This is a genomic window from uncultured Hymenobacter sp. (assembly GCF_964242765.1).
GTDB lineage: Bacteria > Bacteroidota > Bacteroidia > Cytophagales > Hymenobacteraceae > Hymenobacter.
Window position 1 is genome coordinate 1 of the sequence record NZ_CAXTBM010000020.1, and the last position, 14,465, is coordinate 14,465.

12 protein-coding genes are annotated in these 14,465 nt (G+C 53.7%); 4 read left to right on the forward strand and 8 right to left on the reverse strand.

Annotated features, from left to right (window positions below; all coding sequences use genetic code 11):
* The 8 genes from ACFE7X_RS10465 to ACFE7X_RS10500 all read right to left on the reverse strand — a co-directional run.
* Window positions 1–712: glycoside hydrolase family 27 protein (locus ACFE7X_RS10465; RefSeq protein ID WP_375435609.1), on the reverse strand; the 712-nt coding region annotated here is incomplete at its 3' end.
* A gap of 166 nt (window positions 713–878) precedes the next feature.
* Window positions 879–1,997: a glycan-binding surface protein gene (locus tag ACFE7X_RS10470; RefSeq protein ID WP_375435610.1), complete on the reverse strand. Its 1,119-nt coding sequence runs from the start codon at window positions 1,995–1,997 to the stop codon at window positions 879–881.
* An 80-nt stretch (window positions 1,998–2,077) separates the two neighbouring features.
* Window positions 2,078–3,745, reverse strand: coding sequence for a RagB/SusD family nutrient uptake outer membrane protein (locus ACFE7X_RS10475; RefSeq protein ID WP_375435611.1), 1,668 nt, complete (start codon window positions 3,743–3,745; stop codon window positions 2,078–2,080).
* Window positions 3,746–3,777: 32 nt separating this feature from the next.
* Window positions 3,778–6,969, reverse strand: a complete 3,192-nt coding sequence (locus ACFE7X_RS10480; protein WP_375435612.1) for a SusC/RagA family TonB-linked outer membrane protein — start codon at window positions 6,967–6,969, stop codon at window positions 3,778–3,780.
* 910 nt (window positions 6,970–7,879) lie between these two features.
* Window positions 7,880–8,503, reverse strand: coding sequence for a hypothetical protein (locus ACFE7X_RS10485; protein WP_375435613.1), 624 nt, complete (start codon window positions 8,501–8,503; stop codon window positions 7,880–7,882).
* Between the two features lie 91 nt (window positions 8,504–8,594).
* Window positions 8,595–9,458: a UbiA family prenyltransferase gene (locus ACFE7X_RS10490; protein ID WP_375435614.1), complete on the reverse strand. Its 864-nt coding sequence runs from the start codon at window positions 9,456–9,458 to the stop codon at window positions 8,595–8,597.
* A 267-nt stretch (window positions 9,459–9,725) separates the two neighbouring features.
* Entirely contained in the window at window positions 9,726–10,517 is a 792-nt protein-coding gene (locus tag ACFE7X_RS10495) for a class I SAM-dependent methyltransferase (protein ID WP_375435615.1), read from the reverse strand.
* 32 nt (window positions 10,518–10,549) lie between these two features.
* Entirely contained in the window at window positions 10,550–11,014 is a 465-nt protein-coding gene (locus ACFE7X_RS10500) for a hypothetical protein (RefSeq protein WP_375435616.1), read from the reverse strand.
* A gap of 335 nt (window positions 11,015–11,349) precedes the next feature.
* Between ACFE7X_RS10500 and ACFE7X_RS10505 the strand changes: the two genes are divergently transcribed.
* The 4 genes from ACFE7X_RS10505 (at window position 11,350) to ACFE7X_RS10520 (ending at window position 14,454) form a co-directional block, all read left to right on the forward strand.
* Entirely contained in the window at window positions 11,350–11,991 is a 642-nt protein-coding gene (locus ACFE7X_RS10505) for a hypothetical protein (RefSeq protein WP_375435617.1), read from the forward strand.
* A gap of 137 nt (window positions 11,992–12,128) precedes the next feature.
* Window positions 12,129–12,422, forward strand: a complete 294-nt coding sequence (locus ACFE7X_RS10510) for a winged helix-turn-helix domain-containing protein (protein ID WP_375435618.1) — start codon at window positions 12,129–12,131, stop codon at window positions 12,420–12,422.
* 89 nt (window positions 12,423–12,511) lie between these two features.
* On the forward strand, window positions 12,512–14,125 hold the full coding sequence (locus ACFE7X_RS10515) for a DUF4173 domain-containing protein (protein WP_375435619.1): 1,614 nt from the start codon (window positions 12,512–12,514) through the stop codon (window positions 14,123–14,125).
* An 89-nt stretch (window positions 14,126–14,214) separates the two neighbouring features.
* The gene (locus ACFE7X_RS10520) at window positions 14,215–14,454 is read left to right on the forward strand and encodes a hypothetical protein (RefSeq protein ID WP_375435620.1); all 240 of its coding nucleotides are present in this window, start codon (window positions 14,215–14,217) and stop codon (window positions 14,452–14,454) included.
* Window positions 14,455–14,465: the final 11 nt, after the last annotated feature.

Genomic DNA, 14,465 nt, shown 5'->3' on the forward strand with positions numbered 1-14,465 from the left:
GCTTATCCACAATCTGCATCACGCCCCAGGCCTTCCAGCTGCCGTTGTCCTTGATGCAGTCGAAGCAGTTGTAGATGTCGCCGGTGGTGCGCCAGAGGTGGCCCACCGTGGGGCCCCACTCCCAGGGCTTGTCGTTGCCCCACTCGCAGATGCTAAGCACAATGGGGCGACCGGCTTTGCGCAGAGCCGCCGTCATGGTTTTGTAGGCGCCTTCTGCTTTCAAACCTTCGGTGTTGCACCAGTCATACTTCAGGTAGTCGACGCCCCAGCTGGCGTACATCATGGCGTCCTGAAACTCATAGCCGCGGCTGCCTGGCTTGCCGCCGCAGGTTTGGGAACCCGCATCAGAGTAAACCCCAAACTTGAGACCTTTGGCATGAATGTAGTCGGCGAGGGCCTTCATGCCGGACGGAAAACGCTTGGGGTCCGGGTGAATGAAACCTTGCTCGTCCCGCTCGCCGTGCCAGCAGTCGTCGATGTTGATGTAAGTATACCCGGCGTCTTTCATGCCGGAGCTCACCATGGCGTCGGCTATTTCCTTGACCAGCTTCTCGTCGACATTACAGGCAAACTTGTTCCAGCTGTTCCAGCCCATAGGGGGCGTCAGCGCTAGGTTCTCGAATTTCTTGTAGTTCTGAACGTAGTTGTTTCCTTGGCTGAAGGCTGAAAAAGAGGTTAGCAGACCAAGGGTAAAAAGAGGAGCGAATTTCATTAAATTTCAAGCTAAGCGTTTGGCAATTGGTAGCTGCCGGGTTGAAGAAGTAATACAAGCAGGCAGAGGTACACGCTTTAAAAAACGGCGCAAACACAAGCCGTAGCAACAAGGAAATGGGGAAGGCAGGCTAACCAGCCTGCCTTCCCCATTTTCACCGAAGAGTTTAGTCTTTAGGCACGATGCGGAAGTTGTCGAATGCTATATCCGCGTCCAAGTTGCCGGGGCCGTGAAACACAAATTTGAATTCGTGTAAAGTCCGGGTTGCTTCCAGCGGAGTTTTAACGATATCGGTGAGGTTGACCGTTCGAGTGCTCCACCGGCCGCGGGTGTTGAAGGGCACGGTGGGCATCCAGGCGTACGTATTGGCATCCCCATCAATTACAAGCTTGATGCCACTGGTATTGAATGGTTTCAGCGTATTCATCTCAAATCGCAACACGTAGCCCGCTGGGTTGGCTACCACTGCGCTAGGCAAGGTCAACTGGTTGCTGGTTGAAAACTCGGTCCATATCCATTCCTTGACCGTTGTGACTACACGGATGAAGCTGCCGTTGATAGGCGCGGGAACAGGGCCCTGCGTGATATAGGTGTTGCCGCCCCAAATGCTGCCGCCTTGGTCGTAGCCGAAAACGATGTTCCGGTCGTCCTTGTAGCGTCCGGGTACGTTTTTCTCTATGTTGTTGGCATCCACCACTTTCAAGGTGGCACCCGGCGTAGCGTTGGCGGGCACCACAAAGTAGGCCGAATCGGCGGTGGTGCGGGTGATGGCCAGGGCAGTACCGTTCCAGAGCACCTTGCCTTTTTCCGGGGTGATGCCGTACAGATCCAAGTTCTGACCTACAATAGCCATGCGTTGCCCGGCTGGCGTGTACTCGTTGCTCATACCCGCTATCAGCAGCGGTGGAATGGAAATAGTATAGGCTATTTCCGCAGTTCCCGCATCTGACGTCACCGTGACTTTGTTGTTCACCTCCTTGGGAATAATCCGCGGAATACGGACGGTTATTTCGGTGGGGGTGACGTAAGCATCCGTTAAATCAGCTTCCACATCGTTGAACACGATGTTGCTGACGTTGCAAAAATTGCTGCCCTGGATAATCACCCAATCGGCTAGGTTGCCGGCGGTGCGGGGTTCATCCCGCTTGGTAGGCATCACCACTTTCTCGATAGTTGGCGCACCGCTACAAGCAGACAGCTCCTCTTTTTCGCAAGAGGAACTTCCCAGCGCGCCCACCAACAGCACCCATGCCCACAGCTTATTGACCTTCGTTGTATGTTTCATCTCGTTGATTTTTTGGGAATACCAATTTTCCGACGGCTCCCACCTAACCAAGCGGTTGATGAGAGCCGGCCGGGCAGCGCTTACCAACCAGGGTTGTTGCCAGTGAGAGCCTTATTGGAGTTGATTTCGGAAACTGGGATGGGGAACAGCAAATGCTTTTGCTGCCGACGCTTTATCACGTTGTTTTCATCGATTTCGATGGCATTCATGACGGGCAAGTAAATACCCCAGCGCAGCAGATCCCACCGCCGGTCGCCTTCCAGCGCCAACTCGCGGCGCCGCTCTTCCAACACAAACGAGCGAAACTGCTGCTGATTCAGCGCACCTACTTCCGTAGCACCGTTGCGGCGACGGATCTGGTTTACCGCTTCCCTGGCCGGGGCTGTCGGGCCGCCGTTCACTTCGTTGGCCGCTTCAGCAAAAATCAAGAGCACATCGGCGTAGCGCAACAGCGGGAAGTTGAAGTTAGCCCGCGTTACGCCCCGATCCGATACAGCCTCGAACTTGCGTAAACGGGCAACGTGGGTATCATCCAAAGTGGAAATGTCGGTGGGCAAGTAGCCGTATTTGGTGCGCTTAGCCGCCGCCTCAGGGCTTGTGTCGGTGCCATCCACCACCGAGCTGTCGCGCAGCGGATAGTAGTGCGTGCCGCCATACATTTTCCAGCGGTGCAGCACGCCCTCGGTGATGCGCTGATCACCTTCTTCAAACAGGTTGTACCAATGGTCGGAAACCGCTATCCAGCCGCCTTCAATCTCCCCGTTCGTTTGAATCCGACCAATACGGAACAGCGACATTTCGTTGCCGAATTCGATGTGGTTGCTAATCGACTGCAACGACCAGATATGCTCTCCCTGGTTTTGATTGGCGACTTTCCAAACATCAGCATGAGACGGAAACAAACGGTACTCACCGCTCGATATTACTTCCTGGGCTTTGTCGCGGGCCAAGGTGAAATACTCGGCTGAGTTCAGGCCTTGCAGGCCCGCAACTGCCGTCTTGCTGTGCGTAATGGACTGCGGCGCCAGGAGTACCTTTTGGCCGGCTACCATTTGGGTGGCCCGGCCGCCCAATACGGTTACTTGTCCGCTACTCAGAGAGCCGGAGGCCATAGTCAGATAAACTTTGGCGAGCAAGCTGCTGGCAACCCCTTTGGTGATGCGCCCGGCTTGGTAAGGACCCAGGTTGTCTTCCGCCGTTTTCAGGTCTTCGATAGCGCGGGCATAAACATCCTGAACGGGTTGTTTGGGCTGTTGCGGATCTTCGCCTTCCGTGATGGATTTAGTGAGGATGGGCACCTCGCCATAAGCTCTCACCAGCAGGAAATACGCCCAGCCTCGTAGGAAATACAGCTGCCCTAGCGCGTTTTTCTTCATCGTCTCGTCCATCCCCGTCATGGCTTCTATTCTAGAGATGCCAAAGTTGCAGCGATGAATCAGGATGTAAGGTCCGCGCCAAGCGTAGTCGATGCCCCAATATCCCTGGAAGTTGCCGGCGCCCACGTCGCCATAAGCCCAGCTAGGACCCGTAGAATCGTCGGAGTCATAGTCCCACAGGTTAGGAAACGGCCCGTAGCGGAACATAGGATCAGAAACGACGGCGTTGAGGGCCCCATTCACGTAGGAGTTGGCGTCCGTTATTTGGTCGGGGCTAATATCAGACAAGGGGGTTTCTTCGAGGAAATCTTTGCAGGCCGTAGTAGCGAGCGAAGCGGCCACGAGGAAAATGAAAAGTTTTATCTTCTTCATATACTTCATGTAAAAGAAAAGGCGGGTTTTAATTAGAATCCGGCGCGAACACCCACGGTGAAGGTGCGGCTGTTAGGATAGGAGTTCATGTCCACTCCCCGGCGCGACGCATCGCTGCCAAAAGCATTGACGTCTGGGTCAAACCAGTTGTATTTGCTGAAAGTCAGCACGTTGCTTACGCTGGCGTACAGATTAACCGACTCGATGAAGTTGACTGGCTTCTTGAAGACGTAGCCGACGTTGATGTTCTTGAGCCGCACGTAAGAGCCGTCCTGGATTAAGCGGTCCGACATTCTGAGCTGCCGCGTATCGGCTGCCAGGGCTTTGGGCCACTTGGCACCAGCGGTATTCTCCGGGGTCCAGCGGCTGTCGTACACGAACTGCGGAATGTTGGCCACCACGCCCATTTTGATCTGGTATAGGTTGGTGTTCACGATGTCGTTGCCCTGCACCCCCTGGAAGAAAACACTCATGTTGAAGTTTCCGAAGGTGAAGTTGTTGGTGACGCCGAAGGTGTAATCCGGATTGACGTTTCCAATGATCTGGCGGTCTTTGTTGCCGATGCTGGGGTCTTCGTCGAAGTTTTTGTACTTAATCTCCCCAATCATGCTGCGCTGCACGCCTTCTGGCTGGCCGGCGTACTGCGGGTCCGCCACTACCTCGGCCAGGTTGTCATAGAAACCATCCTCCACGTAGCCGTACACAATCCCGATGGGCTGGCCGTTGCGCTGCAAGAAGAAGTTGTCGGCGTTGAAGTAGAGGCGCTGAGCGAACTGGTCGCCCGGCAAATCCAGAATTTTATTGCGGTTGAACGAGATGTTGGCATTCAAATCCCAGCGGAACCGAGCAGCAGTTACCAACGCGCCGGTGCCGGAAATCTCCAATCCTTTATTCTCAACGGTGCCGAAGTTGGTTAGTTTGGTTTCGAAGGCCGAGCTTGGAGGAGTTCCAACGGGTTGCAGCAAGTCGAACGTCTTCTTTTTATATACATCGACGGTGAGGCCAAAACGATTTTGCATAAAGCTCATATCAACGCCCGCGTTGTACTGCCCTGTCGTTTCCCACTTCAAATTCGGATCGGCTGGCCCCCGCCACACATAGTCGGCGTAACCGCTTTGCAGCGTACCACCAATGGGATAAGGAGAGAAGCCAAACAGCGGGAGCGACCGGTAAGAGCCAATGCCCTGGTTACCCGTTTGGCCGTAGCCCACGCGGAATTTCAAGGTGCTGAACAGGTTCAGGTTCTGCACAAACGCTTCCTCGGAAGCATTCCAGGCTAGTGCAAACGAAGCGAAGTTGGCCCACTTGTTTAAGGTGGCAAAGCGGCTCGACCCATCCCGGCGGAAAGAGACAGTGGCTAAGTAACGGCCTTTGTAGCTGTAGTTTACCCGGGAGAGAAAAGACAACAGCGCGTTATCCGATTTGCCGCTGCCCAGGGTTTTCTGGTCGAGGCCGGCGCCTATGTTGTTGTTTTCCAGCACATCATCCGGGAAATTCTGTACCGACACGTTGCGGTAGTACGAATAGCCGGTTTCGCGGGTGACGGCCGCCACCGCGTTGATATTGTGGTCCTGACCAAACGTGCGGTTGAAGCTCAAGATTGACTCCAGCGTAATGCCCCGCCACGTATCATCCGACACAGCCGCGTAGCCGTTGCGCGGGCTCCGGCCTTCCTGCAACCGCCGGTTGTAATACACTTCGCGGTTGTTCACGTTGTAGTTCACCCCCACGTTCTGCCGGAAATTCAGGTAGTCGGTAAAGGTGAGCTGGGCGTACGTAGACGAGTAGATGCTCGTGGAAGCTGTTCTGTCCTTGGCCGTGCGGGTGTAGAGGTACGGGTTGGCGGCCGCATACCACGAGATGTTGTTTTCGCGGGCTTGCTGATTGGGGTCGGAAACGGGGTAGGTGGCCGGAAAGGTCAACGCCGAGCTAACAATGCTGGCCTCGTTGCCGGCCGAGTTGGATTTGCTTAGGTTGTAGTTGCTGAACGTGATGTTGTTGTTCGAGCCAATTTCCACCCACTTATGCACTTTGCGCGCAATGTTGGCTTGCAAGCCATAGCGCTTGAACCCAGAGTTGAAAATGATGCCCTCTTGGTCCAGCATGTTGCCGGAAACCGAGTAGGTGCCCTTTTCATTGCCGCCCGACATCCGAAGGGTGTAATCCTTGGTCAGCGCCCGGCGGAATATCTCGTCTTGCCAGTCTGTTCCTTTAAAGCCATCCGGCAAGGCTGTTCCTTGCAACCCCGTCAGAAAGTCTTCAGGCGCGGGCTGGTACACGGTCAATCCGGTTACCTGGTCAACCCCCGTTGTACCAGGAAAGGGGGCCGTAGTGGGGGCGGCGCCGTTGTAGGTGATGTTGTTCTGGTACGCCTCATTCTGAAACAGGGCGTAGTGATAAGCGTCGAGCACGTTCACCCGCTTGGATACCGCCGAAATGCTGGTATTCGCAATCAGCTCGATGCGGTCTTCGCCAGCTTTGCCTTTCTTGGTGGTGATGAGGACTACGCCATTGGCGCCGCGCGAGCCGTAGATAGCCGTGGCCGAGGCATCCTTCAGGATTTCCATCGACTCGATGTCCTGCGGATTTATGTAGGATAAGGCGTTGGTTGACTGCCGTTGCGCCTCAGTGCCCCCGCCCGTAGGAGTGGGTGAAGTAAAGGGAATGCCATCAATAACGTAGAGCGGCTCACTGCCCGTGAAGGAGTTGGCCCCCCGAATAGTCAAGCTGATACCGGCCCCAGGTGCTCCGTCGCTTCTATTAACATTCACGCCCGCTACTTGCCCTTGCAGACCCTGGTTGATACTGGTTGGTATCGTTTTAAGCAGGTCTTCCGTCCTGATGGTGGCAACAGAGCCCGTTACGTCACTCTTTTTAACGGAGCCATAACCGATGACTACCACTTCTTCCAGAGCTTTCTGGTCGTTTTTCAGGCTGATGGCCACTGACGTGCGGCCGTTCAACGAGACTTCCTGTGTCTGAAAGCCTACATAGGAAAAAACCAGCGTGGCGTCAGCAGTAGGAATGGAAAGTGAAAAGGAGCCGTCGGTGTTGGTAGCGGTGCCATTGGTGGTGCCCTTCACTACCACGCTGACTCCGGGCAGCCCTTCGCCGCTGCTTGCGTCGGTCACGGTGCCTTTAAGAGCAACCGGGGCTTGGGCAACTAGTGCTATGGGGCTTGCTGCAAAAGCCGCCGCAGCAGTCATGAATAAAATCTTCTTCATAGAGGATGAGAAAGGAATGAGAATTAGTTGAAAACGTGCAGAGAGTTCACTCGCAGAAGTGGCGTTGCTGGTAAGAAAGTGGTCAGCTATTGCACGCCAAGCGTACTTGCTTGCGAGACCGTAGTCGATTCTGGGGGAATCTTTTAATAGTGCTGCTAAATTCTCTTATGGCCATCGCCGTGAATAGGAGCATTACTAGGCTACAGTAGTAGATCGGAGCTTCGCCAAGATCATGAATAAGAAAACAGCAGGCAGTTGTAAATCGATTGCATAGCGACAGGCTTAAGAGAAATAGGGCAGGAAGGGTTTAAGCTTAAAAAACGAGAATGGGAGGCAAAAAACGAATCGTCGTAATCGTTTGCGTTGCTAATTTAGAAAACTAAAAGGTTTTAGCAAATATGGCACTAAGTGCTATTTGTTTTGCACCGTAGGTATATCGGTTGCCATTTGCAATAAGGAAGCCCTTATTTTTATCTGAAGAGGTTGATGGCCTTTGCACTCCTTCAAGGAATAGTAAAATAGCAGTCAAGCAGGTTATGCTACAGATACGAGCACTAAGCGGAGAAGTACAAAAAACGGGAGTAAGTATAAGGTGCTTTAAGTAAACGACTGACCTTCTTACCCGAGAAAAAAACTTGTAATAAAATTTTTAATTGCGTTGTAACATTTTCTCAGAATCACACTGTAGGAGTACTTAATAAGCCATATGCTTCGTAAGAAGTAGATCTTGCCGCCTAATCTATTTTCAAGCAGGATTTAAAGTTGAAGCAAAGGAAGCTAGCTTATGCAATAGCAGCGTTTTAGCGCGGACACAGAAAAGCGCAACCAGAAGCGTGTATGATACAAGCGCAGGTTAGTTATATCTGTCTGAGTCAGTACCCTAAGAGTGCAGCATGAGGTATCGGTATTCTTAGCTGCCGCCACCAGGCAAATGCACTACCTGCTTGGTGCGCGGAGCCCAGGCAATGCGGCGACGGTCTTCTTTGCCAACCAGATACCCGAAACTAACAGCATCTGCCCGCTGACGCAGGTCGTCCCAAGTGGCCCGGTCGATGGTGCTACCGGTTGGGTACGCATCCTTGGCAGTAAGGGCGGGAGTGCGGAAGTTTTTGTCGCTGAAAAACTCGTCCATACGCCGCCGAATGTAGGCTTGCCGCTCAGCAGCAGAAGCAGTAGACGTTTTCATTTCATAGACCATTGCGGCTTCCAGGTCTTCCGCGGCTAGCATTTCGCGGAAGATGACCTGTCCACTGGCCTCAGTTATGGTGAAGGTGACTTCGCCGGTCAGCATATCCTGGCCGCGCATCACCAAGCGAAACTCGTCGGGCGAGCTAGGCGAAGAGAAAATATGACGCTTGCGTACCGTTTTCAGCGTGTCAGACTGCGCGTTGGCAGCTGTTGCACGAGTGGTATCCATGGGCTCGAGCTGAGTTGCTGTATCGGCCGTGGAAGTAGTGGTGGCTACCTGACGCGTATCGGGAGTGGAGCAGGCGGCAGCAAATCCGAGCAGAGGAAGCAGTGAAATGAAGCGCATAGTCGGGAGTACAGAAGTACACTAGTAAGTGCCAGCAATACGCGGTTTTCAGGTTCACTGTTTAAGTATTGCGCCGCGTAAGGCAGGAGCATTACCACCACAGCATCAAGGCAAACGCCAAACTCATGCACAGCGACGAAACTTGATTCATGCGCATGGTATGCTCGAAATCGGCCGCCGCGGGGTTGCGCCAGACGGCATAGGCCCACTGCCCAAATAGCGCAACTACGGGACCAGTAGCAACCAAAAAAATCAGTAAATGGTGGGGTTCGTTGCGCAGCCAGAGCGTGTACGCCAGCAAAGTTGCTCCCGCTAATAAGCCAACGGCCGCAAACACAAACGTACCTCGGATGCCGAGTTGCAAACTCAACGTTTGGTCGCCGCGGCGGGCATCTTCTTGGTGCTGATACACTTGGGTAAGCGGATAAGAGCCGCACAAAAACAAGCTGCTAACAGCCGCTAATAGCAGGTTGGTTTTCTCGAATAAAACTGTTTGGTTGGCTCCAAGGCCCACTTGCGTCATCAGAAACGTGAAAGCGCCCTGAAACACCACTACCACGGCTGTGCTCAGCAGTGGGTGTTTCTTGAGGCGGATTCCCTCGTAGCTATACGCCTTCGACACCAGCAGATACACCGTCACCATCAGCCCAAATAGCGGACTCAACCATACGGCCCCTAGCACGGCCAAGGCATCGAACAGATACACTAAATGGAGCAACTCTTCCGATACCTTAGGGGGCTGCTTGAGGCCACCAATACTGCCCTCGTCCCGGTCGTAGTAGGAATTGTAGCCGTTGGAAGCCGGATAAGCCAATAGGTGCAGTACCACGAACACGCCCGCTGCCCGGCTCACGCTCAGGGGCTGGCGCAGGGCGCTAAGCCCAAACCAGTACACCGGCATCAAGTAAACGGAAAACGGAATGCGCAGCAGCAGGAGCGCGCGACGATAAGACATTTTACAATTGCGGGTTTCAGTTAGCTTATTTCTAGTTGAAGGCAAGGTACGGGTTAGGCATAGAATGCAGCCCGTAACATCCATCGGCAAGAACTTGCACAGAATAACCAGCAGTTGTTGGCTAGTTTGGACCACACGTAATAGAGGTATTAGGCGCTCTGCATTTTGTTGATGGAAGTTGTTTACGAACTCATAAAAAACAACGGGACATATAAATTGAAGTCCTAAGTACTTACGCCGATAGAGATCTAGCTTAGGCTCTGATTATCAGTGTCTGAAACGTGGAACCCCGAGTAGATAAGTCACCTCTGGCCCCCACCAGTGTCGGACTTTGCCCGCCTGCCACTCGAAAGTGCCCTGCGGATCGGCGCGGTGAGCCAGTGCCAGAAGCTGCGCGGGTGGATATAGCCGCAGAATAGAAACTGTGCCGTCCCAGATAGTGAAGAGGGGAATCAGGGGCACCAGATACGTGAAAAACAACCGACTCAGGCGAAAGGGCCGCATAAAAGGCGTGAACAACAGTTGCGCAATGGGCAGTACCGTCCAAGCCAGCATGATTTCCAGCCAGTGTTTGCCAGCTCCTTCAAACACGCCGATACCCGCCTTCTGTTGAACAGCATCGGCAAGAATGGCTTGGGCTAGTGGCGGCGGAAAATGATGAAAAGCCGAGAATATGGTGCGGAACCCGGTGAGAGTTGCCGGAACGGCAGTGGCATCAACAGGAGCAGCTTCGTAGGCGAGGCCGGCGGTGCGGGCCGCAAGTAGCTGCCACGCGGCGGGCTGCGGGTACAAATCGGTGAGGGTGATGCGGGCGGTGGGCAAGCCTATCTTGTGCAGCCGGCGCAAGACTCCTTCGGTGCCACCACCGGCGCCGGCGCCCAACTCCAGCAAGTGCGACGTTCCGGCTTTCAGCAAAGCCTCGCGCAACAGCGGCACAATGGGCTGATAGGTGCCTAGCACCGAAATCATGAACCGTAGGTAGTCCATCATTCCCGCTCGGATAACGTGCGGAAACCAAGACAAATCTTCAAACTCGAATAGTTGGAGGCGAATTTTCACTTCCCTAAATACGCACAAAGCGCTGTGCGCAGCTACTCACTCAGATGGACGTGGCCGGTACGCTTCTTCGTTAGCAAAACGGTAGTTAAGGTTTTGCCACCCGAACTATAGAGCCAGAGCACCGTCAGTATCCCTGCCGCCAAGTAGGGCAACGACATTTCCAGCAGTCCCAAAAAAGTAGCAAAAGGAAGCAGCAGATGCAGCACCTCGTTGGCCAGCAGAAAAAACAGCACGACCCCAAGCAACGCCATCGAACGACGTGGCCAGTCAGCACATACCTTCCCTAAAACTGCGAAAAAGGGCACTGCCAAGGGTACAAGGGGCAGGGTTACGAGAAAAGCCAACATGCCAGCCGCTACGGCAATAGTGCTGTCGTTGAGCCGATGTGTGAGAGCGAAACCAACACCTAACAACAACGTGCCGCCTAGGTTGCTAATTAGCCACAGCAGCAGCGTCCGAGCGATAGTAGAATGAAGCAAGGAATAGGATTTCAGCATAAAAAAGGATACATACATAACAGGCCACTCCCCTAGGCCAGTCGGCATACGCGCTGGTACAAGGTGCGCATAGCAGTTGGTTTACGAGTCCGATCTTTATTAAGGGTAAGTTAAAGCTGGACTTATTTGAGAAAGTTGTTTCCAGTTTGACGCTTAGAGCAGATAGAATTTCCCAATTTGAATAGTATAAAGGCAAACGCCGCTACTTCTCAGCCGCGAAAGCCACATAGGATGCTAAGCTTATACTTGCAGATTCTACTGCGCAGAAAAATATCGGCGATGCTTGCAAACAAGAAAAAGTTTGTTGTGCTTTGCCATACAAAGTGCTTTTAAATATGACGAAGCCTGCCCTCGACCCGTTAGCCCAACTCACCGAGATTCGCGCCATTATGGAGCGTTCGTCCCGCTTTATCTCGTTAAGCGGCCTTTCCGGTGTTGGTGCCGGTATGGTAGCGCTGGCAGGGTCAGGTGTAGGGCACTGGTATCTGAGCCGGGAATATGGCTACCTGGGCTACATGCGGCTGCTCCAAAGCACAGCCAGTGAGCGGGATTTGATATTGCCGTTTCTGCTGCTGTTAGCAGGAGGCATGATAGCGGCGGCGTTAGCCGTAGCAATGTTTTTCACTCTACGGCGCGCCCGTAAAGCTAGTCAGCCTCTGTGGAGCACTTTGGGGCGCCGGCTAGCTATCAGCTTGATAATTCCGCTAGTAGCAGGCGGCTTGTTCTGCTTGGCGCTGTTTCTGCGCGGGGCCGTCAGCTTGGTAGTGCCGGGGCTGCTGCTATTCTATGGCTTGGCGCTGCTCAATGCTAGCAAGTACACCTTGGATGAAATCCGGTGGTTGGGCCTTACGCAAATAGGGCTAGGGTTGCTGGCAATTTTACTGCCTGGTGCTGGATTGCTGTTTTTTGCCCTCGGATTTGGATTAGGGCACATTGGTTATGGTCTGCTGATGTATAACCGCTACGAGCGGCAATGAGGCCGGCTGCACCCCAGCAAGGCAAAGGACTGCCGAGCCGGCACATAACGTATAGTAGCGGCTGTTTTCGATTGGGTTGCCACCCCAATAGCGAGAGCGCCGTAAGTGAAACATAAGAGTAGGGTAGCTGCAAGCCATTGAAACACCTAATTCATACGCTCAACAAAGCATTTGACCACCGCGTGCGGTTGGGCGTAATGGCCGTGCTTATGGCCAACGACGGCGTAAGTTTCACCGACCTAAAAGAAGTTCTCGACCTAACCGATGGCAACCTTGCCAGTCATGTAGCGGCCCTAGAAAAAGCGGGCTACGTGCAAGTGGTCAAGCAATTTGTGGGCAAGAAACCTAACACAACGTACACCGCCTCTACGGAAGGAAAGCAAGCCTTTCAAGACCACCTAGCGGCGCTAGAAAAGCTCTTACGCGGGTAGGATATTTTTTTACTCTGTTACTTTGAAACGCAAAGTTCTTTTAAATAATAGAACCCCAATTATTGCAATACACTCAGCTAACAACACGTATGAACACTTCTGTGCATTTGCCAGGCACCCAACTCAAGGTTTCCTCGGCTCCGCGTCTCACGCTCACCACCTTACAAAAAGTAGCTTTACCCTTCGGGACGATTGTATTTGATGTGCTATTCTGGCACGAGCGGGCAGCCCTAAATATGCTGCTCTACACAGTGTTTGTGGTGGTAGCGGTGCTACTCGGGCTACCGCGGCACGCACCCCAATGGCGCTCCGGCTATTTCCGGCTGACCCTGACCGGAACGCTACTTAGTGCGGGCATGGTGGCCTGGTATGGCTCGGGGGCAGCGCAGTTGGCCTGCCTAACTTCTTTGGCAGCCTGGCTCGGCTACCTTAATCAGCCGCATCTGAAGCTAGTGAGTAATGCGGTGCTTACGGCGCTGAGTAGTGCTCTACAAGTATTACCAGGGCTAACCGCCTTGATGCGCCTGCCTAGCAACATCGGCAGCCGAATGGGCCGAACTTGGTTTTATGGGCGTTTGCTGGGCGTACCACTTTTGGCCTTGGCTGTGTTTCATATCCTGTTTCTGATAGCCAACCCAGTATACAGCGAGTTGGTTGGTAAAGTACTGGATAGAATAGAGGAGTGGCTAGCTGCCTTATTCGAGGACATCTCGGTGCTGCACATTTTATTCTTTGTTTTGGGGCTAGCGTTGACTGGGGCCGCGCTGGTGCTGGTGCCCGTGCACTACTTCGTGGATCAGGAGTCGCGCCTAGGCGAGTTTATCATCCGGCAGCGCGACCGGGTTGCCTCCTTCGCCGTTCGCCGGCCCGATTTTCGGCCCCAACACTTCCGAGCCCTCGACCTGCGCAAGGAGTACCTCATTGCCCTGAGTTTGCTGATCTTGGTGAACGTGCTGCTGCTGGTCGTTAATAGTATCGACATCAACTGGATATGGTTTGGTTTCAAGCCCACCCCCGGCTTCAACCTCACGCAGTTTGTGCACGAAGGCACCTATGTGCTGATTCTGAGTATTCTGGTAGCCATGGGGATTGTGTTGTGGTTTTTCCGCCGCAACCTGAACTTCTACCAGAAGGGGTTGCCTGCTTTGCGCTGGCTGGCTACGGTGTGGGTGCTGCAAAACGTGGTGCTGGCCGTATCGGTGGGGCTGCGCAACTACTACTACATTTTGTACACGGGCCTAGCCTACAAGCGCATTGGGGTGTACGGCTTTCTGTTGCTAACCTTTTTCGGACTAGTGACGGTGCTGCTGAAAATATGGCAACGCCGCTCCAGCTACTCGCTGGTACGCTTGAACGGACTGGCCGCCTATGTTCTGATGCTTGGGCTGGCTTGCGGCAATTGGGAAATCTGGATTGTGCGCTACAATCTGCGCCCGGAGTTTCAGGTGCTCGACTATGGCTTCCTGCTCGACATGCCCGACCGGGTGCTTCCCGTGTTAGCGGCCAATCAGGCAGTATTGCCAAACCGCCACTTGGTGCACGAAACTTACGGCACCTGGCAGAAACTGGAGTCTGCTGCTGCCACCCAACAACTCCAGCAGCGCCTAACCCAGTTTCGTGCCTTGCAGCAAGCCCGCCATTGGCCCAGCTATACCTACGCCGACTACCAAGCCTATAGTGAGATGGTAGAACGGGGATGGTGAGTTCAAAATTCCGGCCGCTTCTGTAGAAGCAGAAGCTTCAACGCACAACCAACCACTTCACAAACCCATCAACTCCTTACTGCACTCCTATGCTCCTTCAACTTTCCCTTACCGCTGTGGGCTTGCTTATCTGTGTTGGCGATGTAGCGGCACTAGCCACGTTGCTTACCTGGCAAGAGCGCGCCGCCGACCCTGATTCTCGCCGCCAACGCCTGCTCAGGGGTGTGCTGCCCGTGAGTGGTCTGCTGCTTTTGGTGCTGCTGGGTACGCTGTTTTCCCTGATGATGCTTTGGTCGCCGCAAGGAACTGAGGTACTACTTGGTAACTAAACTCAATTCTC